Origin of the sequence: Nocardia sp. NPDC003269 (genome assembly GCF_042888005.1) — a bacterium.
Taxonomy (GTDB): domain Bacteria; phylum Actinomycetota; class Actinomycetes; order Mycobacteriales; family Mycobacteriaceae; genus Nocardia.
Genome location: NZ_JBIAPA010000003.1, coordinates 1,568,687 through 1,590,376 on the forward strand (window position 1 = coordinate 1,568,687; position 21,690 = coordinate 1,590,376).

Annotated in this window: 19 protein-coding genes; 5 read left to right on the forward strand and 14 right to left on the reverse strand. The window is 69.8% G+C overall.

Features of this window, described 5'->3' with window-relative positions; all coding sequences use genetic code 11:
* Positions 1-119: 119 nt before the first annotated feature.
* From ACFYWJ_RS27305 to ACFYWJ_RS27330, 6 genes are all read right to left on the reverse strand, one after another.
* On the reverse strand, positions 120-542 hold the full coding sequence (locus ACFYWJ_RS27305; protein ID WP_355282438.1) for a nuclear transport factor 2 family protein: 423 nt from the start codon (positions 540-542) through the stop codon (positions 120-122).
* A 98-nt stretch (positions 543-640) separates the two neighbouring features.
* Positions 641-1,249, reverse strand: a complete 609-nt coding sequence (locus ACFYWJ_RS27310; protein WP_355282435.1) for an ATP/GTP-binding protein — start codon at positions 1,247-1,249, stop codon at positions 641-643.
* Positions 1,230-1,613 (reverse strand): DUF742 domain-containing protein, encoded by a 384-nt coding sequence (locus ACFYWJ_RS27315; RefSeq protein WP_355282433.1) that lies wholly within the window; start codon positions 1,611-1,613, stop codon positions 1,230-1,232. Before ACFYWJ_RS27315 ends, ACFYWJ_RS27310 begins: the two co-directional genes overlap by 20 nt.
* Positions 1,610-2,032: a roadblock/LC7 domain-containing protein gene (locus ACFYWJ_RS27320; protein ID WP_378831785.1), complete on the reverse strand. Its 423-nt coding sequence runs from the start codon at positions 2,030-2,032 to the stop codon at positions 1,610-1,612. The genes ACFYWJ_RS27315 and ACFYWJ_RS27320 overlap by 4 nt, the downstream gene beginning before the upstream one ends.
* Before the next feature lie 31 nt (positions 2,033-2,063).
* Positions 2,064-4,376, reverse strand: coding sequence for a nitrate- and nitrite sensing domain-containing protein (locus ACFYWJ_RS27325; protein WP_355282427.1), 2,313 nt, complete (start codon positions 4,374-4,376; stop codon positions 2,064-2,066).
* 65 nt (positions 4,377-4,441) lie between these two features.
* Positions 4,442-5,569: a beta-propeller fold lactonase family protein gene (locus ACFYWJ_RS27330; RefSeq protein ID WP_355282424.1), complete on the reverse strand. Its 1,128-nt coding sequence runs from the start codon at positions 5,567-5,569 to the stop codon at positions 4,442-4,444.
* 237 nt (positions 5,570-5,806) lie between these two features.
* On the opposite strand from ACFYWJ_RS27330, the gene ACFYWJ_RS27335 reads away from it, so the two are divergent.
* A complete protein-coding gene (locus tag ACFYWJ_RS27335; RefSeq protein ID WP_355282421.1) occupies positions 5,807-6,943 on the forward strand; it encodes a beta-propeller fold lactonase family protein in 1,137 nt (378 codons plus the stop codon).
* Positions 6,944-7,013: 70 nt separating this feature from the next.
* Here ACFYWJ_RS27335 and ACFYWJ_RS27340 read toward each other — a convergent pair whose 3' ends face one another.
* Both ACFYWJ_RS27340 and ACFYWJ_RS27345 read right to left on the reverse strand, forming a co-directional pair.
* Positions 7,014-7,382, reverse strand: a complete 369-nt coding sequence (locus ACFYWJ_RS27340; RefSeq protein ID WP_355282419.1) for a hypothetical protein — start codon at positions 7,380-7,382, stop codon at positions 7,014-7,016.
* Between the two features lie 106 nt (positions 7,383-7,488).
* Positions 7,489-8,181, reverse strand: a complete 693-nt coding sequence (locus tag ACFYWJ_RS27345) for a GntR family transcriptional regulator (protein ID WP_378832100.1) — start codon at positions 8,179-8,181, stop codon at positions 7,489-7,491.
* Positions 8,182-8,420: 239 nt separating this feature from the next.
* On the opposite strand from ACFYWJ_RS27345, the gene ACFYWJ_RS27350 reads away from it, so the two are divergent.
* The 4 genes from ACFYWJ_RS27350 (at position 8,421) to ACFYWJ_RS27365 (ending at position 13,227) form a co-directional block, all read left to right on the forward strand.
* Complete coding sequence (locus tag ACFYWJ_RS27350; protein WP_355282418.1) at positions 8,421-9,275, forward strand: acyl-CoA thioesterase domain-containing protein; 855 nt, start codon at positions 8,421-8,423, stop codon at positions 9,273-9,275.
* 70 nt (positions 9,276-9,345) lie between these two features.
* Positions 9,346-9,555: a hypothetical protein gene (locus tag ACFYWJ_RS27355; RefSeq protein ID WP_355282415.1), complete on the forward strand. Its 210-nt coding sequence runs from the start codon at positions 9,346-9,348 to the stop codon at positions 9,553-9,555.
* Positions 9,552-9,842, forward strand: coding sequence for a WhiB family transcriptional regulator (locus ACFYWJ_RS27360; RefSeq protein WP_355282413.1), 291 nt, complete (start codon positions 9,552-9,554; stop codon positions 9,840-9,842). The genes ACFYWJ_RS27355 and ACFYWJ_RS27360 overlap by 4 nt, the downstream gene beginning before the upstream one ends.
* 91 nt (positions 9,843-9,933) lie before the next feature.
* Positions 9,934-13,227 (forward strand): protein kinase, encoded by a 3,294-nt coding sequence (locus ACFYWJ_RS27365; protein ID WP_355282410.1) that lies wholly within the window; start codon positions 9,934-9,936, stop codon positions 13,225-13,227.
* Positions 13,228-13,288: 61 nt separating this feature from the next.
* Here ACFYWJ_RS27365 and ACFYWJ_RS27370 read toward each other — a convergent pair whose 3' ends face one another.
* From ACFYWJ_RS27370 to ACFYWJ_RS27395, 6 genes are all read right to left on the reverse strand, one after another.
* Positions 13,289-14,647: an aromatic acid/H+ symport family MFS transporter gene (locus ACFYWJ_RS27370; protein ID WP_355282408.1), complete on the reverse strand. Its 1,359-nt coding sequence runs from the start codon at positions 14,645-14,647 to the stop codon at positions 13,289-13,291.
* Positions 14,648-14,786: 139 nt separating this feature from the next.
* The gene (locus ACFYWJ_RS27375) at positions 14,787-16,301 is read right to left on the reverse strand and encodes a sugar ABC transporter ATP-binding protein (RefSeq protein WP_355282405.1); all 1,515 of its coding nucleotides are present in this window, start codon (positions 16,299-16,301) and stop codon (positions 14,787-14,789) included.
* 5 nt (positions 16,302-16,306) lie between these two features.
* Positions 16,307-17,389, reverse strand: a complete 1,083-nt coding sequence (locus ACFYWJ_RS27380; RefSeq protein WP_355282402.1) for a hypothetical protein — start codon at positions 17,387-17,389, stop codon at positions 16,307-16,309.
* The gene (locus ACFYWJ_RS27385; protein ID WP_355282400.1) at positions 17,386-19,539 is read right to left on the reverse strand and encodes an SMP-30/gluconolactonase/LRE family protein; all 2,154 of its coding nucleotides are present in this window, start codon (positions 19,537-19,539) and stop codon (positions 17,386-17,388) included. The genes ACFYWJ_RS27380 and ACFYWJ_RS27385 overlap by 4 nt, the downstream gene beginning before the upstream one ends.
* Before the next feature lie 2 nt (positions 19,540-19,541).
* Positions 19,542-20,615: a substrate-binding domain-containing protein gene (locus ACFYWJ_RS27390; protein ID WP_355282397.1), complete on the reverse strand. Its 1,074-nt coding sequence runs from the start codon at positions 20,613-20,615 to the stop codon at positions 19,542-19,544.
* Positions 20,616-20,659: 44 nt separating this feature from the next.
* A complete protein-coding gene (locus ACFYWJ_RS27395; protein WP_355282394.1) occupies positions 20,660-21,682 on the reverse strand; it encodes an ABC transporter permease in 1,023 nt (340 codons plus the stop codon).
* Between the last annotated feature and the right edge of the window lie 8 nt (positions 21,683-21,690).

Genomic DNA, 21,690 nt, shown 5'->3' on the forward strand with positions numbered 1-21,690 from the left:
GTCTCGGACAGCCCACCGAACTGTCCAGGAATCTGCACACTGTCGAGCCGCTGACCAGCGCAGACGACGAAAACCCCCGCGGCGGAGCCGAAGGGGTTTCGCGGTACCGATGGCCGGGGCTACTCCTGGCCGGGCAGCAGACCCAGCTGCGTCAGGAAGCTGACGTTGTCCCAGTAGACCCGGTGCTCGGCGACCTTGCCGTCCCGCAGGGTGAAGGTGTCGATGAGCGGGAAGGTCACGGTCCGCCCGGACGCCGGTACTTCGCCGTCCGGGGTCGCCAGCGGACCGGTCTGGACGCCGGTGAAGACGATCTCGGCGATCGCGGTGTCCCCGTCGACCCAGGTGTTGCGGCGCTCGATCCGCATGCCGGGGAAGGCGGCGATGAAGGCGCCGATGAGCCCGCGCAGCGCCTCGATACCGGCGAGCGGACCGGACGGGAACTCGGCCGCCACGTCGTCGGTGAACGGGCTCGCGGCGAGGTCGAGATCACCGGTCTCCAGGCCGGCGTAATGCGTGCGGACGAGGTCGAGCAGGTCGCTCATGGTTCACCTTTCGCTGAATGACTGCCCGGATCTCCGGGCCGAGCCAACAATATATTGTGCATAGTGATGCGCCCATAGTTATTGCGCGCTTTATATATTCAGCTTGACCGATCACGAACAGCGCTGGTGTTCGCCGTGATGTATTCGAACAGACACACCAGGACTTCCTTGCACGACGCCCGGTCACGCGCGTCGCACAGCAGGATCGGCACATGCGTCGGTATCCCCAGCGCGGCACGGATCTCGGTGGGCTCGTAGCGATCCGCGCCGTCGAAGCAGTTCACCGCGACCACGAACGGAATCCGCCGGGACTCGAAATAGTCCACCGCCGCGAAACTGTCGGCCAGCCTGCGGGTGTCGACCAGCACCACCGCGCCCAGCGCGCCACGCGACAATTCCGGCCACAGGAACCAGAACCGGTCCTGTCCCGGCGTGCCGAACAGATACAGGATCACCCGCGGGTTGATGGTGATCCGGCCGAAATCCAGTGCGACCGTGGTGGTTCGCTTGTTCTCGATGCCGCGCAGGTCGTCGACCGAGGAGCTGAGCTCGGTGAGCTGTTCCTCGGTGCGCAGCGGGGTGATCTCGCTGATCGCGCCGACCATCGTCGTCTTGCCCACGCCGAATCCACCGGCCACCAGGACCTTCACGGCCAGCTCGGCCGACATCGCCGGGGAGCTGTAGCCGTCAGAGATTGCGTATGCCATCGAGTACCGCCTGCAGGAGTTCGGGGTCGGGGCCGGTATCGGCCCGTGGAGGGGATCGGAAGATCACATAGCCCGCCGAGATCAGATCGCTGACCAGCACCTTGACGGTGACCAGCAACAACCCCAGGTGCGCGGCGATTTCGACGATGGAGAGCGGACGGTGCCTGCACAGGCGGAAGATCTCGGCGTACTCGCGGTCGAGCTGGGCGACGTCGGCGTCGTAGCCGACCGAGATCACCAGGGTCAGGATGTCGAGATCCTGGAGTTCCTTGCCCGCCCGGCCGCGGGTGAGCGCGAACGGCCGGACCAGGGGTCCCGGATCGTCGTCCTCGTAGCCCCACGCGTCCTCCGGTCCCCCGCTCACGACAGATGCGACGCTCGCGTCGTCGAACTCCGCGGTGACGCCGAGAGATGGTCGCGCACCTGTCCGACGATCACGTTCATCTCGTAGGCGACCAACCCCAGATCGGCGTCCGCGTCGGCCAGCAACGCCAGGCAGGCGCCCTGACCGGCCTCGGTCACCAGCAGATAGCCGAGCTCGAGCTCGATCACCGTCTGGTGCAGCGCGCCCTTGCCGAAGCGGGTGCCGACGCCGCGGGCCAGGCTGTGCAGCGCCGACGCCATCGCCGCCAGGTGTTCGATGTCCTCGCGCTCGATCCCGACCGAACCGGCCAGTGCCAGGCCGTCGGCGGAGAGCACCACCGCGGACTCGGCGCCGGACGTGTTCTTCACCAGGGTGGTGAGCAGCCAGTCCAGGGTTCCCGCGGGGGGCTGGCGAACCATCATGTCCTCGTTCATGTTCCGACCGTTCGTTCTACGGGTGCGTATGGGGTGGGCGGCCGCGACCCTCTCGCGTGCCGTGTTGCAGCGAACTCATCGCCGCGCGGATCTTCTCGGGCCCCCTGGTGCGCCCCGGTGGCTCGGGAGCCGTTGTGCGCGTGCCGGTTTCCTCGAACTCGACACTCAGTTGCGGCGAGAGGTGGGTCAGCCGATCGCGGCGCGGGAGGGCGGGTCTGCGGTCGGCGGGCGCGTCGTCCGAGCCGTGGGGTGCCATGGCGGCCGCGAATCCGTTGCGCCCGGTGGGCAGCGCGGGCGCTGGCCTGGGCAGGGCGGCGGCTTCGGGGAAGCGTGAACCGAGGTCACGGGTGGTCACCGGTTCCACCGCGGTGGTGGGGTTGTCGTCGCCGGCCTCGAGCACCGCCCACGGCACCAGCACGATCGCCTTCACCCCGCCGTAGGGCGACTCCTGCAACGTCACCGTGACACCGTGCCGAACCGCCAGCCTGCTCACCACGAACAACCCCAGATGCCGATGCCCCGCCAGCGCCATCTCATGGAACTGCGGCGGCTCGGCCAGCAGCGCGTTGAGCCGCTCACGCTCCTCGAACACGATCCCCAGACCCTGATCGTCGACCTCGACGACCACTCCCCTGCCGACGGCGTTGCCGTGCACCGAGACCGGCGCCTCCGGCGGCGAGAACGCCGCCGCGTTGTCGATCAGTTCGGCGAGCAGGTGGATGAGGTCGGCCACCGCGCTGCCGAGCACACTCACCGCGGGCAGCCGGACCGCGCTGACCCGCGCATACCCCTCGGTCTCCGACACCGCGCTCCGCACGACCTCCTCGAGCGCCACCGGATTCCGCCACCGCCGCCCCGGCGCACGACCACCGAGAATCAGCAGGTTCTCCGAATTGCGGCGGGCCCGCGTCGCCAGATGATCGAGCTGGAACAACAGCTCCAGATCCTCGGGATCGTCCTGCCGGGCCTCGGCGACATCGAGCACATCCAACTGCCTGCGCACCAACGCCTGACTGCGGAACGCGATATCGAGGAACACCTTGTTGAACCCTTTGCGGGTACTCGCCTCCCCCACCGCCGTCTCGATCGCCGTGCGCTGCGCGACCGCGAACGCCGCGGCCACCTGACCGATCTCGTCACGACCACCGTCGACCACCGCGGTCTCGGACTCCGCGTCGACCTGATCGCCGTGATGGATGCGCCGGATCAGCTCGGGCAGACGATCATTGGCGAGGCCCAGGCTGGCCGAGCGCAGCGCCTTCAGCCGGCGCACCAGGCGATTGGCCAGCACCAACGAGATCGACACTGCCGCGAGGGTGACCACGAGCATGACGCCCGAGATCACCATCAGCCGATTCAGCATGCGGTCGGCAGCGCCGCTGGTCGCGTCCACCGTCACCCGGAACTGGTCGCGGATCACCGCGATCAATCGGGTGTCGACCGCGCGTTCGGCGGCCAGCCACTCCTCGGTCGGCATGGTCAGATCGCCGCGCTCGGACATCTCGTCCTCACCCGCCGTGCCGAAGCGCCAGTCGGACCCGGCGGTCAGCGCGCGCACACTCGCCCTGACCTCGGCTGAGAGCCGCGTGTCGACGAGATCGAACTGCTTGCGGTAGACGCCGATGTGCTGAGCGAGCGTGCGGCGCTCCCGCAGCGTCGGCATGCCGTGCGCGGCGCCGGCGGCGACGAGACCCACCACGCGGGAATGGCCTTCGGCCGCGCGCAGCAGTTCGATCGAGGTCAGCTCGGCGTCCATGGTGGTGGTGTCCGAGGACTTGTACCGCGCGGAATCCTGGCCGGAGGCCAGCATGGCGGCGATGACATCGGTGAAATACTGGTCGACATCGCCCGTCGTGGCCCGCCTGCTGTCGACCGATTCCCGGATCACCTGCATCCGGCCGATGAGATCGCCCAGCGCCCTGATGGATTCGGCGCCGGTGTTCTGGTCGATGTGCTGCGCCGACGAGGCGATGCGGACGGTCTCCTGGATCGCGCGATCGGTGTCGTCGCGGCTGGCCCGCAGGTCCGCCGCGGCGGCGGGCGAGGGCGCCTGGGCGGTCACGCTGGCCAGCCGTTCGGCCTGGATCGCGGTCACGAAGCGCAGCAACGGGTCGATGACCGATCCGCGATAGTCCGCCCATTCCTTCACCGACTGCGCCTGTAACCCGACCAGTGCCACGGCGACGGCGCCGGTGCCGAACAGCACGGCGCTGGGCACCAGCGCGATCGCCATGATGCGGGTACGCACACTCGTGCCGAAGCGGTCACGGAACGGGCGGCGGCGGGCGCGGGTGGTCTCGGCGCTCGGCTCGACGACGGCCGATGGCACAGCGGTTCTCCTCGGAGGGTGCGGGCGACGCGGTCGCGGCGGGCCGGGCGGCCCGCCGCGTGGCATCATCGTGCGGGGGTCAGATGGGCCGACGGGCCGTCGTGGAAGGTCACGCCGGTGTCCGCCGCGGGCAGACCCGACGGGGCGACACTGCCGTCGGCGGCGACGGTGTAGGTGTGCACCCGGGCCGGACCCTGCAGCGTGAGCGTGTCGATGACGAACAGTTCGTGCTCGTCCGCGCTCAAGACGAGACGGCCGGGCATCGCACCGTCGGGGGTCTTGTAGGGCGAGCCGGGCAGCGCGGTGAGCGCGCCGTCGGCGCCGATGCGGAACCCGTCGACCTGGCCACCGGTCGACGCGGGCACATACATGCGGGTGCCGTCGGCGGTGATCGCTGAGCCGTGCGGTGTCGCGCCGGTCGGGTACGGCGATCCGGGCGCGTTCGAGAGACTGCCGTCGGGGGCGATCACGTAGCCCGACAGAGTTCCGCTGCCCTCGTTGCTGAGGTAGAGGTAGCGGCCGTTCGGGGTGACGGCGGGCAGCGCGGGCCGTTCCCCGGTGGCCATGGTGGCACCGACCTGGGTCAGCGAGGCGTCGGCGCCGATCGCGTAGCTGGTCACCGATGCGCCGACGAAGGTGCTCACGATGAGGTTGCGCCCGTCCGGGGTGACCTGCGGCAGGCTCAGCCCGCTCACGCCGGGCACCGGGGTGGCGGGCGCGCCGGTCGGCACCAGCACGCCCGCGGCGGTGATGTCGAACGAACGCACCTCCGTGGTGACGGTGCCGATCGTCGCGAACAGCCGAGACCCGTCCGGGGTGATCGTCACGCCGATGATTGGGGCACCGAAATCCCTTCGGCTGCCCGCGATCTCGTGCAGTGCGCCGTCGACACCGAGGTCGTAGCCGATGATCGAGCCGGACACCACGTGACCCACGTAGGCGCGACGGCCGTCGGGGGTGAGCTCGAGGGTCAGCGACCCGGTGTCGCTGGCGAACGGGGCGCCGGGAACCCGGGTGAGCGTGCCGTTGTCGTCGACCCGCAGCACACTGATGTTCGAGGAACCGGTGCCGGTGACGAGCAGATAGCGCGGTGCGTCGTCCGCGTGGGCGAGCGACGGAGACAGCGAGAGCGCCAGTGCGGCGGCCATACCGACCGCGACGCGCCCCGGATGTCCGAAAACGGTCCTGAGCATCAGGAACGAAACCTCCGTGTGTTCCGGCAGGCCACGTCGCCCACCTGAACTATGCACAATATAGTTTGCTTTTCTATTGCGGCGAAGGATTTGAGATCCGGTGCCGAACGCCGTCACCTGTTGTTATTTCGCACAACGGTGGTTGCTGCCCCAAATACAAAATGTGATCGTTCGATCTCGTTCCGATCTGCCGGGCAGGCAGATCACCCTTTCACATCTCATCGAGGAGATCGTTCGATGGCTTCGCCACCCACCCTCCACTCTCGCGGCCGGTTCTTCCGTTGCGCCGCACTGGCTTTCCTCACCGTGCTGTGCACCACGGTGAGCTGGCCGGCGCCGGTCACCGCCGCCGCCTCGTCCCGCTTCCTGATCACCGCGGGCACCGCGTCGATGGGGATCAGCGTCCTGCGCGTCGCCGACGACGGCACGCTGTCGACCGTGCCCGGCAGCCCGTTTCCCACCGGCTTCGGCGTCCTGTCGCTGGTCGTCGCACCGGACGGACGGACCGTCTACGTCCCGCACGCGGGTGATGCCGGCGTCAGCGGCTATCGCCTGGACGACGACGGCGCGCTGCGCCCGATTCCCGGCGCCGACATCACCGTCGGCGGCCCGCCGACCTCGGCGGCCCTCAGCCCGGACGGCACCCGGCTGTTCGTGGTCGTCGGCGGTGCGCCCGGCCATGTCGAGTCGTTCGCGGTGACACCCTCGGGCGAGCTCGTTGCGACCGGCGCGACCGCCGTGCCGGTGGACGGCTTCAGCGCCGTCGGCATGGCCCGGGTCGATCCCAGCGGCCGTTTCCTGCGAGTAGTCACCTATCTCGGAAACACGCTGTCCACCTACGCGATCGCGCCCGACGGCGCCCTGACGCCGCTGGGCGCCACCGCGGTGGAGCTCGGTCCGGTCGCGCCCGGATTCACCCCCGACGGGCGATACCTGTACGTGAGCAACGAATTCGGCTTCGGCCTGTCCGGCTTCGCCGTCGGCGAGGACGGCCGATTGACACCGACGCCCGGCTCCCCCTACCCGACCCACGGCGTCCCGCACGGCGCCGTGCCGACCGCCGACGGCACGCGGCTCTACGTCCCCAACGCGATGGGCACCTCGATCGCCGGCTTCGACGTGCACGACGACGGCCGCCTCACCGAACTGCTGGGCTCACCGTACGCCGGTCCCGGCGGCACCCTGCCCGGCCAGGTGGCGCTGCACCCCGACGGCACGACCCTCTACCTCGTCGACGTCCTCACCGCGCAGGTGACGACCCGGGTGCACACCTACACGATCCGCCCCGACGGCAGCCTCGTCCCGTCCGGGCGACCCGCCGCCGACACCGGCGTGATCATGTCCGACGGACCGGTGGTGGTCCTGACCCCCTGACAACCGACAGGGGCCGGTGTCGGCGATCGCACGATCACCGACACCGGCCCCTACGGCCGACCACCCAGGATCAGGGCTGCACGCCCATCTCCGGGCCGATGTACTCGCGGACCCGCGCGGCCTTGCCGTCGCGGACCTCGACGATCTGCAGCAGGTGCAGCTTCATCTCCTGACCACCGATCGTGACCTCGGTGGTGCACTCGTGGAAGAAGCCGTTCTCGGTGTAGGTGATGCCGACGGAGGCGAAGGCAGGCACGGGTCCGTCGCCGGATCGCTCGTACACGGCCGCGACCGCGTCGGCGACGGTGACCCACTTGTCGTCGGCACTGTGCCACACGAGGCAGTCTTCGGTGCTGATCTCGGTGAACAGATCGATGTCGACGAGGGCCTTGATCCAGTTCTCGGCGAGATCCTTGGTGGCCTGATCGGGGGTGCTCATCGTTGAACGGTGCCTTTCCTGTCGGTTCGCTGCAGTGGGTGTGCTGCGTCACCCATGCTGCGCGCGAACCGCCAGGACGAGTGTCCAGATTTCTGGACACCTCCGCTCAGGCGGTGGACTTCTCCGGCTCCGACCACATGCCCTGCTTCTCCAGCATCGCGATGAGCTCGTCGGCGCCGGACATGATGTGGTCGCGCATCAGGCTGCTCGCGGCCTTGGCGCGCCCCTTCTGCAGCGCCTCGAGAATGGCCGGATGGAAGTCCAGCGACTCGTTGGCGTGGCCTTCGATGTTGCCGTAGAACCGGTTCGGCAGCTGCTTGACGATCGAGCGCAGCAGCAGCGCCAGCCTGCGCGAGTCGGCGGCGAGGTTGACGGTGCGATGGAACTCGTGCCCGAGCGCCACGATGCGATCCAGATCGGCGCCGTCGGCGACCGCCTGCTCGTGCTCGGCGATGATGTCGGCCAGGTGCGCGAGCTGGCGCGGCGAGATGGATTTCGCCGCGCGCGCGGCCAGCTCACCGGCCAGGGTGGCCTGCGCCCAGAACAGATCGCGCACGTCCTGCCTGCTGAAGGCCGAGACCATGAACCCGCGCCGGGGAACGAGCTCGACGAAACCCTCGCCGCTCAGCAGCAGCAGGCCCTCGCGCACCGGTGTGTTGCTGACGCCGACGGCCTCGGCGATCGGCTCGGCACGCAGGAACTCGCCCGAGCGCACGCGGCCGGAGATGATCAGCTCCCGAACGTAGCTGGCGACGTCTTCGGAGAGCTGCTGACGCTGCGAGTTCGCGCGGCGGGGCAGATCCCGCGACGTCGAATCGGACAGGCGGCGATCATTGTCGTTCGGCACGTTATGCATTATGCGTCTAGAACGCGCGAAAGCGCAGTGCCGCCCCATGGAAACGGCGTCGATCACCGGACGGTGATCGACGCCGCGGCCCGAGGCCCCCTGGCAGGGGGTCAGCAGGACCTCGGGAGGTATCGTGGCTACCATCAGACAATATCATATATTTAATATCTGCCAACCTCGGAGGGACACGCATGACATCGGCCTTCTTCCGCACACAGGACAGCCGCGCGGGGATCACCTTGATCCCCCAGGCCGAGGCGGCCAGCGGGTGGGGCGAAGGACAGCTGCGCGGCCTCGCCGTCAGCTCCGCCCTGGCCCGCGAGGCCGAACACGCCCTCGACCGCATCGGCCGCACCGACCTGCGTCCGGCCCGCTGGACCCTCGATCTGTTCCGGCCCGCCAGGATGCGGCTGCCCTGCACCACCTCGGCGACCATCGTCCGGGAAGGCCGGCGCCTGTGCCTGATCGACACCGTCCTGCGGCAGGACGACCGGCCGGTCGCACGGGGAACCGCCCTGTTCCTGGCACCGAGTCGGAGCCCCGCCGGTGCGGTCTGGTCAGGCGGCGTCCAGCCGCGGCCACCGGCCCCCGGCACCCCGATGGCGCCCGGTCAGCACCGGCTCTACTTCAGCGCGGCGACCGGGTGGGGCGAGGCAGCGCAGGCGCAGAACGATCACCGCACCCAGATCTGGCACGAGCCGATCCCGGTGGTCGAGGACGAACCGATCACCCCGTTCCAGCTGGCCGCCGGGATCGCCGATGTGGTGAATGTCGTGGCCAACCTCGGCGGCAACGGACTCGAGTTCATCAACGCCGACATCACCCTGGCGCTGGCGCGCCTGCCCGAGGGCGACGGGGTGGGCTTCGCCGCCATCGATCGCAGAGAGGACGCGGGGATCGCCGTGGGGACCGCCGCGGCGTTCGATCGCTCCGGCGTCTTCGGTACCGCGACGGTATCGGCGCTGGCCAACGCGCATCATGCCGTCGACCTGCCCACGTTCTTCGCCGAACCGGCCGCGCACCGCACCGCGGCACCGAACCGTTGACGCGCAGGTCAGGACCATGCGACACTCAATAAAATATTATGCGTAATATTTGACGCCGAAGGACCCGACCATGAACGTGCTGATCGAAATGACCGCGCTGTGCCTGAGCCGCCCCGCCCGTGGCGCAGGCCCGGAATCGCTGGCCGCCTGGTACGCGGCGAAGGCACGGTTGCACGAGCACCTGGCCGGTCTCGGCGGTCCGGACAGCGCCCGCGAACACGAACTGGCCGCCGCCGCGCACCGGCGCGCCCGGCGGGTCGCCGCCGGGGATCGGGCATGAGCCGGGTCGGTGTGTACGCGCTGCGACTACCCGCCCCGCGCGCGGAGACCTGGGCCTGGCAGATGCACGCCGTCTGCCGGGCGCACGATGTCAACGAGTTCTACGACACCGGTCACGAACCGCGCAAGATGCTGGCCGCCAAGCGGATCTGCGCGCAGTGCCCGGTGCTGACACACTGCCGTGACCACGCCGTCGCCGCCAACGAACCGCACGGCATCTGGGGCGGGATGACACCGCGCGAACGGGCGCGCTACCGGTGGCTGCACTGGCGGCCGAAACGCACCTGACGTCGTCGAATACCGGCGATCGGCGGGCTATCCTCGATAGAGGCGAGCGCACCAGCGCACCGCCGAGTGGCCGTGACCGAATCGAGCCGAAATGGCCGACAACCTGCCGACTCAACGCAGCTCGGCCTCGGGCATCGCGGCGGAACTGACCGCCGAGGGCTTCGAGGACGCCGAGGAGATCGGGCGCGGCGGTTTCGGTGTGGTGTACCGGTGCGCGCAGCCCGATCTGGACCGGGTGGTCGCCGTCAAGGTCCTCACCGCCGAGCTGGACGCCGACGGGCTGCAACGTTTCGTCCGTGAGCAGCAGGCGATGGGCAGGCTCTCCGGCCACCCGCACATCGTCGCGGTGTTCCAGGCGGGCACCACGCACGGCGGGCATCCGTATCTGGTGATGCCGTATCACGCGCGCGGCTCGCTCGAACAGCGCATCCACTCCGTCGGCCCCCTCGATTGGGCGGCGACCCTGCGGCTGGGGGTGAAGATGGCGGGCGCGCTCGAGACCGCGCACCGGGCCGGCATCCTGCACCGCGACGTGAAGCCGTCCAACATCCTGCTCAGCGACTACAACGAGCCGGAACTCACCGATTTCGGGATCGCCCGGATCCAGGGCGGATTCCACACGACGACCGGCGTCGTCACCGGCTCCCCCGCGTTCGCCGCCCCGGAGGTGCTGCGCGGTGGGCAGGCGACCCCGGCCGCCGATGTGTACGGCCTCGGCGCGACCCTGTTCTGCGCGCTCACCGGCCATGTCGCCTACGAGCGGCGGGTCGGCGAGCAGGTGCTGTCGCAGTTCCTGCGGGTGTCGGCGCAGCCGGGGCCCGATCTCACCGATCAGGACGTGCCCGACGAGGTCAGGGCCGTCATCGAGCACGCGATGGCCACCGATCCCGCCGATCGGCCCGACAGCGCCGCCGCGCTCGGCGCGGAACTGCGCGAGGCCCAGCGCAGCACCGGCGGCGAGGTCGACATCCTGCGGATCCCGAGCACGGTGCGCCCGGCGACGGCACCCGCGCCGCTGCCGCCGCGCACGCACGAACGGACCACCGCCCCACCGACACCGGCCACCAAATACCGGCCGCCGACCCCCGCGCGTGCCACCCTGGCCAGGAAACGCCTGCTCGAGCACCTGCGCACCAGCGAACGCACCCGGCTCACCGCCATCCACGCGCCCAGTGGTTTCGGCAAGACCACGCTGGCCGCGCAGTGGCACGACGAGCTGATCGAGCACGGTGCCGCGGTCGCCTGGCTGACCGTCGACGAGGACGACGACAACGTCGCCTGGTTCCTCACCCACCTGGCCGAGGCGCTGCGGCCCGCCGTCCCCGACCTCGCCGACGACCTCGACCGGCTGCTCGAAGCCAACCCCGACGACCCGACCCGCGCCGTGCTCACCGCGCTCGTCGACGGCCTGCACACCAACGACCAGCGGGTGACGCTGGTCCTCGACGACTGGCAGCGCGTCACCGGCGCGGACTCGGTGGCGGCCATCCGGTTCCTGCTCGAACACGGCTGCCACCACCTGCCGCTGGTCGTCACCAGCACCGCGCGGCTCGAACTGCCGCTGAGCCGCCTGCGCATCCACGGTGAGCTCGCCGAGATCGACGCCGCCACACTCCGTTTCGATCCCGACGAGGTGCGCGCGTTCCTGGCCGAGGCCGGTGGCGTGCACCTGACGGCCGACGAGGTCGCCGGACTGGCCCGCGCCACCGACGGCTGGATCGCGGCACTCCAGCTGACGGTGCTGTCGCTGCGCGCGGGCGAGGCGCCCGAGCACCTGCTCGACAGTCTCGCCCTGCATCCCGATATCGGGGCGTTCCTCGCCGAGAACGTGCTCGACACCCTCGATCCCGACACCCTCGACTTCCTCATGACGACCTCGATCTGCGAGCGGATCTGCGGCGGCCTGGCGACCGCGCTCACCGGGCGCGCCGACGCCGCCGACCTGCTCGCCGATCTCGCCGATCGCGGGCTGTTCCTGCTGCCGACGGGCCCGGACCACGAGTGGTACCGCTACCACCAGCTGTTCGCCGGTTACCTGTGCCGCAGGCTGTCCCAGGACCGGCCGACCGAGATCGCACCGCTACGACTGCGGGCGGCGGCCTGGTTCGCCCGGCATCATCTGCTCAACGACGCGGTCGAGCACGCCCTGGCCGCCGGGGACCCCGAGCGCGCGGCGGATCTCGTCGAAGAGGGCGCGGGCTATCTGCTCGAGCGATCGAGAATGATGATGCTGCAGGGCATTCTGGCCAAACTGCCCGCCGCCGTGTGCCGGGTCAGACCCCGGATCCAGCTGTTCGGCATCTGGATCGATCTGGTGCTGCGCCGCCCGACGGCCACCGCCACCACCATCGCCCGCTTCGACACCGCCATGGCCGCCGCCGAGCCCGCCGAGCCGGATCGCACCGATATGCGCACCGAGGCCGATGTCGCGATCAGTGTCGGGGAGATGTTCACCGACCGGGTGTCGGTGCTGGACGGCCTGATCGGCGATGCGCTGGCCCGCCCCGACGACTTCTCGCCGCGCATTCCCGGGGTGGCGGCCAATATCGCCACCTATGTGGCGCTGCACAGCTTCGATTTCGACAAGGCCCGCCGCTGGCAGCTCTGGGCCGCGCCGTATCACGAGGTGAGCGGACCGTTCCTGACCGTCTACGGGCGCTGCTACGCGGGGCTCGCCGCCTGGGAACAGCTCGATGTCGCCGGAGCCACCGAGCTGTTGACGACCGCCTACGACACCGCGCGGTCGACGATGGGCCCGGCCGCGCACGCGACCCGTCTGGCGGGTGCCCTGCTCGGCGGATTGCGGTACGAGACAGGCGATCCGGAGTCCGCCGCCCAGCTCCTGGAACAGAGCAGGGAGCTGTCCACGGAGGGCGGCGGGGGAGTCGACTTCATCCTGGCCACCTACGCGACCGGCGCCAGGGTGCGCGCGCTCCGTGGGGACCGGGACGGCGCGCTCGGCCTGCTCGACGAGGGCATGATCCATGCCGAACGCCTGCACCTGCCACGCTTGGCGGCCCGCGTCCGCAATGAACAGGTGCGCCTCGGCGTGCCCCTCGAGCCCGCCGTCGTCGCGGAGATCACCCGCCCGCGTACGATCCGGCGCGAGGACGGAATCGCCACCGCCATCGACGAACTCGACGAGGACTCCGCGATCCGGCTGCTGGTGGCCGCCGATCGGCACGAACTCGCGGTCGAGCGCGCCGAAACCCTGGTGGCCGGTGTCGACGCCGAGCGCAGGCCTCTGGCCGGGGTGCGCGCGAGTCTGCTGCTCGGCGCGACGCTGCGAGCGGCGGGCCGCTCGACCGAGGCCGATCGGCTCCTCGCCCCACTGGTGCGGCGCTGTGAACAGCTCGGCCTGCCTCGCCTGCCCGCCGACGCCTAACCGTTTTCCCGAAGCGCTGCCGGATCTCCCCGGAGCAGTCGCCCCGGGGAGATCCATCCGATCAGCCCGCTTCCACCACCAGATCACGGTTGGCCGGCTTCGGCTCGGCGACCGGCTCCGCCACACCCGCCGAGGTGGCACCGGGCAGCAGGATCACGATGATCGCCGCGAGCACCGCCGGGACCGCGAAGGCGTAGAAGTTCCAGTACGCGGCCAGCGACGATCCGAGAATCCAGCCACCCACCATCGGGCCGAGGATCGATCCCACCCGGCCCAGCCCCATGGCCGCGCCGACGGCCGAGCCACGGCAGGACGCGGGATAGCGCGCCGCGATGTAGCCGTAGGTCAGCGAGCTGGACCCGATGGAACCGAGCCCGGCGCCCGCCACCGCGACCATCAGCACCGCGGTGTCGACCTTGCGGCTCAGGACGAGCAGCGAGATCGCGCCGATCAGGAAGAACGGGACGAGAACGCGTTTGGAGCCGAAGCGGTCGGCCAGCAGCGAGCCGCCGATCATGCCGACCACCGCGCCCACCTGGAGCACGAGCAGGAACTGCAGCGACGAGCCCAGCGGGTACCCGGCCTGGCGCATGATCTGCGGCAGCCAGGTGCTCAGGCCGTAGCCGATCAGCTGCCCGCAGAAGCAGACGACGACGAACAGCAGCAGTGACGGCAGGTATTCGCCGGTCAGCAACTGGCGATAGCCGCCGGACCGCTCGGCGCCCTGCTCGGTGGCCACGACCTGGGCCCGCTGTTCGGCACGGATCACGTCGAGGTCGAGGCCGTAGGTCGTGGCCAGTTCGGCCGCCTCGTCGTCACGTCCCCGCGCCACCAGGTAGTTCACCGATTCGGGCAGCCAGAAGTACATCACCGGCAGCACAATCACGCACACCGCGCCGATGCCGTAGAGCACCCGCCAGCCGTGGTCGGGCAGCAGCGCGATGGCCGCGAGCGAGGCGATGATGCCGCCGAAGGAGTAGCCGGTCAGCATGAGGCCGTTGTAGATCTGCTTGCGGTTGCGCGGGGCGAACTCCGCGGTCAGCGCGACGGCCGAGGGCACCACACCGCCCAGGCCGATCCCGGTGAAGAACCGTGCGGCACCGAGGAATTCGGGCGACGTCGCGACCGCGCAGATCGCGCAGCCGAGGGAGAACCAGGCGACGCCGGCCAGCATGATCTTGCGGCGCCCGATCCGGTCGGCCAGCGGCCCGGCCACCAGGAAACCGACCATCAGGCCGACCAGCGTCCAGCTGCCGATGAGGCCGGCTGCCGCCTTGCTCATCCCCCAGCCGGGTTCCTCCAGCAGGCTGGGCACCGTGGCGCCGTAGACGATCAGGTCGTAGCCGTCGGCCACGATCGTGAGAAAGCAGAGCATGACCACGAAGAGGCCGCTGCGTCTGCGCGGGGTGGGACGGACCATCTGTGTTCTCCTTCAACGCTCCACGACGGCGACTGTGCCGAGCGATGCAGGTCACAATAGCGCACAATATATGATCCGTAATACTTTTTCTTGACATTGATAGGGGGTGCGCACAGCGGGGTGGGACGAATCCTTCCCCTCAGTGCACCGCGGCGAACATCAGCTTCTCGTCGTCGGCCTCGGCGGGATCGAACTCCGCGACGATGCTGCCCTGTTTGGCGACCAGGATCCGGTCCGACAGGGCGCGGATCTCGGGCAGGTACGACGAGATCACCACCACCGCCACACCGTCGTCGGCCAGCGCCCGGATCATGGCGTGGATCTCGGTGATGGTGCCGAGGTCGACACCGCGCGTCGGCTCGTCGATGATCGCCACCAGCGGCTGCCGGGTGAGCCCCTTGGCCAGCACCACCTTCTGCTGGTTGCCGCCGCTGAGCTCCTCGAGTTTCGCGCGTTCCGGCCGCAGGGTGCGGACATGGAATCGCTCGACGAACCGCTGCGCCACCGACTTCCGCTCCCCCGGGCGCACCAGCAGCGGCAACCGGGCCGCGCTGCACAGGTGCCCGAAGTAGATGTTGTCGGCGATCGAGAAGTGGCCGAAGAACCCGGAGGCCTTGCGGTCCTCGGTGATGTAGACGATCCCGGCCCGGCGCGCGTGCCGCGGCGTGCGGAAGCGCACCTCCCGGCCGGCGAGCCGGACCTTGCCGCCCCGCAACCGCCTGCGTTTGACCACGCCGCCGACGATCATCGCCGTCTCGCTGCGGCCCGCGCCGACCAGGCCGTAGATGCCGACGATCTCGCCGGCGTGGGCCGAGAACGACATATTGCGCACCACCGGCAGCAGCGTGATGTCGTCGACCTCGAGCACCGGCGCCGGGTCCGGCTCCCGATTCGGCGGCACCCGTTGATATTCCACGCTGCGCCCGACCATCATCCGCACCACCTCGGTGCGGTCGAAATCGGGTTTGTCGAGGGTGCCCTGGACCTCGCCGTCGCGCAGGACGGTGATCCGGTCGGCTTCCTCGAACGCCTCGTCGAGCATGTGGGTGATGAACACGACGCCGATGCCCTGGCGCTTGAGCCGGCGCATCGACAGGAACAGCTGCAATCGTTCCTCCGGCGTCACCGAGGCGGTGGGTTCGTCGAGGATCACCACCTTGGCGTCGCGGTGCACCGCGCGCGCGATCTCGACCATCTGCTTCTGCGCGATGCCGAGCGCACCGGCGGGTACCTCCGGCCGGATGTGGAAGTTGTGCGACTCCAGCAGTTCTCGCGCCACGACGTTGAGCTGCGAGAGGTTGTTGAAGGGCTGCTCGTCACCGAGGAACAGATTCTGGGCCACCGTCATCGACTCGACCAGCGAGCCCTCCTGGTACACCATCGCGACCCCGGCCTGCGCGGATTCCTTGGGCGCGGTGAAGTTGCGCGTCCGCCCGGTGACGAGCAGGGTGCCCGCGTCGTGCCCGATCGCCCCCGAGATCACCTTGACGAGGGTGGATTTGCCCGCGCCGTTCTCGCCGAGCAGGGCGTGGATCTCCCCCGGCCTGACCTCGAAGTCGACATCGCGCAACGCGTAGGTTCCGCTGTAGTGCTTGCTGACCCCCGTGAGCCGGATGACCGGCTCCGTGGCGACAGCGGTGTCGCTCTGCGTCACGGTACTCACCTTTCGTTCGCTGTCTGCGGCTCGACCACGTTGCGGAAACCGAGCGCCGCCACCAGGATTCGGCCGTCACGGGACGCGACGCCGGTGATCCCGTGCCGGTCGCCGTCGGCGCGCGAGTGCACGCTCTCGGCGATCCGGCCCCGGCGGTCGAGCCGGAACGCCAGGCCGTAGGACCGGGCCGGGGCCCAGGGTTTGATCACCCCGAGCACCCGCAGCTGACCGAGCTGCAGGGTGTCGGTGTAGGGGTTCGGGCAGCGCAGCCGGGGGACGAACCACTGGTCCGGACGGATCGTCGCGGTCATCTCGTGGAGCAGCTCCGGTTCGTCGAGCAGCAGTTCGGTGAACCGGTTGCGCGCGTACGGCGCCGCGACCCACCACCCGTCGGCCGTCGCGGTGATCCGGCCGGGATAGACCGGCAGGTTCGCGCCCACCGGCGTGCCCCGGGTGCCCAGCGCCGCCGTCGCGCGGCGCTCGATGCGGTGCTCGAAGCTCAGCGACAGCAGGACCTCGGTGTCCGAAGCGCTCTCGATGCCCGCGGGCCAGCCGAGGCCGTCGGCCACGAGCTCGGCCCTGGCACCCTCGACGCGCACGACGCGTCCGGTCCGGTCGTCGGCGACCAGCGCGGCCGCCCAGTCCCCGGCGGTGCTCGACCCGACCGTGACCAGCACGGTGCCGTCGGGCAGCAGGGCCAGGTCGGTGACACACGACGCCACGAGCGGGTCGGTGCACAGGTCGCGGGCGGCGCCCGCGGCGTCGATGTTCACCAGGCCGACGCCGTCGACCGCGGCGATCACGCTCGCGCCGACCGCGAGCAGGGCGCCGACCTGCCCGCCGAGGGCGGCCAGCGGGGTGATCACCGCGCCGGTCAGCGTGAAAACGGTGTCACCGCTGGAGAACACGACGTCACCGGATTCACGGATCAGCAGATCGTCGGGCTCGAAGTCGCCGGCGGGCAGCAGTGCGGCGCCCTCGTCGAGCCTGCGGTTCGGCCGCAGTCCCGCTTCGAACGGCGGCACCGTGCGGTGCCGTGCCCAGTCCGGGTTCAGCCATTCCTTCAGGGTGCTGAGCGTGCGGTTCATCCCTCGACCTCCGCCATCGATCGGCCCGGCACGAGCAGACCGGGGACCGCGGCCGGATCGATCGATCCGACCTCGCCGGGGTCCAGGGTCAGCTTGCCGATGCGGTTGTTGCTGACGCCGCACAGGTAGAGCTGTCCGGCGCGTTCCTTGACGGCGGTCACCATCGGGTAGTTCGCCAGCGACGAATCCCACAGCACCCGCAGGATTTCGCCGCGATCGTTGAACTTCATCACGCAGGACACGTTGAGCTGCGGCACCACCCAGCTGTCCAGCGGCACCTCCTGGGTCATCCGCCTGCGCACCGCCGGATAGCGATTGAGCAGGTCCGACATCGGCGTCCGCATCGAGACGAACGGCAGCCAGTAGTTGCCGTCGGAGGAGCGGTTGAGGTTGTCGGGATTGCCGGGCAGGTTCTCCAGCACCGGCTCCAGCTGCCCCTGCTTCGGCCCCGCGATCCAGAGCCGGTCGACCCGGCACAGGCCGGTGCTCGTGATGAGGATCGACTGGCCGTCGTGCGCGGTGCAGATGCCGTTGGGGAACACGCTGTTCGATACGACGACCTCGGTGCTACCGTCCGGATCGATCCGGACCACACGGCCGTTGGCCCGCGATTCCACCAGCTCGACCAGGTACTCGGCCGCGTTGGTGCGGGTGGAGAAGTCGGAGACGTAGATCGAGCCGTCGGGCGCGACATCGAGATCGTCGACGGCGCGCAGACCCGAATCGTCGAGCAGCGAGAACCGGCTGCGCGCGACCTTGGTGGCCACCGGCTCGGATTCGCCGTCGGGCGAGAGCCGGTAGACGCCCATGCCGCCGACCGCGACCAGCAGGCGACCGTCCCGGTCCCAGCCGTGCCCGAGCGGGAAACCGCCGGTGCGCGCGAAGATCTCGCCCTCGTCGGGATTGTCGGGGCCGAACTTCCACACCCAGCCGCGGCGGTCACCGCAGTAGACGTTGCCCTCGGTGTCGACGGCGCAGTCCTCGGCGCCCTCGATCTTGCCGAGGCCGATGGGCGGGGCGGCGGTCATCGTGTCGTTGATCGTCCAGACGGTGCCCGGCGCGGTGACGTCGACCAGCGGGCCGAGGGTGATCCGGCCGGGATCGATCTTCAGCTTGTCGGCGGTGCGCTGCCGGTACTTGCCCCACTGCAGATCCAGCACGGCGAACACGAGCAGCGCCGTCGCGAGAATCACGGTGTAGTAGGAACCTTCGAGCCGCATCGCGACGGTGGCCTGCTGGATCACCTGCACGACGATGATGCCGACGGTGGCCCGCAGGACCGAGCCGCGCCCGCCCTTGAGGCTCACGCCGCCGAGCACGACCGCGGTGAGCGCGATGATCTCCCAGCCCTGCCCGATGTCGGGGTCGGTGCGCCCGACCCGCGCCGAGGTGAGCAGCGCGGCCAGCCCGGCCAGCGTGCCGGAGAGCACGTAGACCAGGAAGGTGACCCGGTCGACGGGAATGCCGTTGCGGCGCGCGGAGCGCCGGTCGCTGCCCACCGCGGAGACCCACCAGCCCCACCGGGACCGGGTCAGCCCGACGTGGACGACGACCAGCACCGCGAGGAAGAACACCCACCCGGTCGGCACGGTCGCGATGGTGCCCTCGCCCAGGAAGTCCCAGACGATATCGGGTTTCGGCATGCTCAGGTCGAAGCTGTAGGCCGACTGCAGCGCGGCGGCCGCACCGCCGAAGGCCACCAGGGTGACCAGCGTGGTGATGAACGGCCGCATCTTCCGGAACGCGATGAAGTAGCCGTTCACACCGCCGAGCAGGGCACCGAAGACGATGGTGCCCGGCGCGACGACCGCCATCGGCCAGTCCCAGGCACGCGAGGCCACCATCGCCCCGATCGCGGTGAGCCCCACCATCGAGCCCACCGACAGGTCGATCCCGCCCGCCACCAGCACGACGGTGAGGCCGATGGCGAGCAGTCCCTTCTCCGACACCTCGTCCATGATGATCGGGGTGTCGGCCGGGCCGACCGGGGTGAGCAGGACGAACAGCAGGCTCAGCAGCAGGGCCAGGCCCAGCGGCACAGCGCCTTCCATCCAGCGTTTCTCGAACAGGTCCGACAGCGACCTGGCCGGCGCGAACCGGTCCCGCCAGGTGCCGCCGGTCTGCCCGAAGGCGTCGATTCCGCGGGCCATGCTCACTGCCCCTTGTAGCAGGCGATCGTGGTGTTGTCGACGTTGCCGCGATCCACGATGGTGTGCGGGACGAAGGCCACGGTGTGGGTGCTGCCGGGGGCCGCGCCGGTCTGCACGAGCTGCTGGGCGGTCACCACCGCGGCGGTGCCGACGCCCTGCACGTCATAGGACGCCGAGGCCGTCACCTTGTTCTGGCGCAACGCGTCACACCACAGGGTGTCGGTCGCCATCGTGTAGGTGGCCAGCGAGTCGGCCGGGATCACGCCACGGGAGACGGCGCTCTGCACGGCGTCACCGACGGCGACCGAGTTGAGGTCGTAGGTGACCAGGAAGCCGCAGAAGTTGTTCTTCTGCTGCTGGATGATCGACTCGGCGGCCTGCTGGGCGAGCGAGTTCTGCCACTGGGTGTGCGCGGTGGTCACCACCTCGAAGCCGGCCGGGTCGAGCACGTTGTGCACGCCCTTGGACCACAGCAGCGAGGCCGCGTCGTTGCCGGGGCCGTCGATGATCGCCAGACGCTTGGGGGCACCGCGCTTCTCGCAGTCCGCGACGGCGCGCTTGCTGATGTCCTCGGCGGCGGCGATGTTGTCCACGCCGATGTAGGCGTCACCGAGGCGGCTCGAGATCATGTTGACCACGATCGTGTAGATGCCGGCACGCTGGGCGTCCTCGATCTGCTTGGACAGCACACCCACGTCGGGGTTGTGCAGGATCAGCACGTCGGCGGCCTTGCGCGCGATCAGGTCGCTGATGATCCTGGTCATCTTGTCGGTGTCGAAATTGGGGTCGTAGACCTGGAAGTCGGCCCCGAGGTTGCCGAACGCGCGCTCCATCGAGGCGCCCCAGTTCATGGTGAGGTTGTAGCCCTTGTAGAGGATGGGCACGAAGGCGACCTTCTTGCCCGCCATCGACTCGTGCACCTGCTGCGTCGCGTCGAACAGCTGCACGTTCTCACCGAACGCCTGCTCGCCGCCGCCGACGGGTCCGGTGGCGGCGGTGCGTCCACCGGTGGAACAGCCCGCGAGGACGACGGCCGAGACCGAGGCGAGAGCGAGGGCGATCATTCTTTTCTTCATCGTCGAAGACTCCTTGTGAGAACGGGGTGGTACGAAGGCGGACATCACAGTTCGCCGCTCTTGGCGGTTTCCTCGTCGCGCGGATGCAGCCAGGCGTCGAGTGCGATCGCCACGATCAGGACGCCGCCGCGGATCAGGTCCTGGACGGCGGAGGTGAGCCCGTGCAGGACGAGCAGGTTGTTGAGCACGCCGATGAACAGCGCGCCGGCGAGGACGCCGAGGATCGAGCCGCGGCCACCGGCCAGGGAGATGCCGCCGATGACGGTGGCGGTGAGCGCGGTGAACAGCAGTGGGTCGAAGGAGGTGACCGTCGTCTGCACGCTGCCCTGGATGGAGACCGTCAGGTACCCGGCCAGCAGCGCGAGCAGCGCGGAGATCACGTAGGTCAGCACCTGCAGCGGACGCACCGGGGCGCCGGTGGCGCGGGCGGTGGCGAAGTTGTCGCCCATCGCCCGGATCAGCCTGCCCGCGGCGGTGTAGGTGACGAACAGCCAGGCCAGCAGGAAGACCAGGGCGGCGATCACCACCGGCCGCGGCACGCCGAAGACCGAGCCGTTGCTCAGTTCGGCGATCCACGAGCCGCCGGGCAGGGCGTAGTAGTTGCTGTCGAGCAGCAGCACGTCGACACCGCCGATCACCAGCAGACCGGTGGCCAGCGTGACGAACAGCGACGGCACCTCGACATAGGCCACCAGCACGCCGTTGACCAGGCCGACGATCAGCGCGACCGCCGCGGCCACCGCGATGGCCTGCCATTCCGGTCGGCCCTGCGCCATCATCGCCAGCGTGGCCTGCGCGCAGCCGAGCGCGACACCGGCGATGGACAGATCGATGCCCTTGCCCAGGATCACGATCGCCACGCCGACGGCCAGGATCCCGAACGCGGCCGAGAGCCGCAGCAGGCTGGCGAAGTTGCCCGCGGTGAGGAACCCGGGCGTGGTGGCGGCGCCGACCACGCACAGCACCACGGTGATGCCGAGAACGAAATAGGCCTGCTCCGCGCGGCCGAGGCGGTCGCGCAGACCGGGGCGCGGCGTACTGGGCGCCGCGGTGGTTGTCGTCGTCATGATGCTCC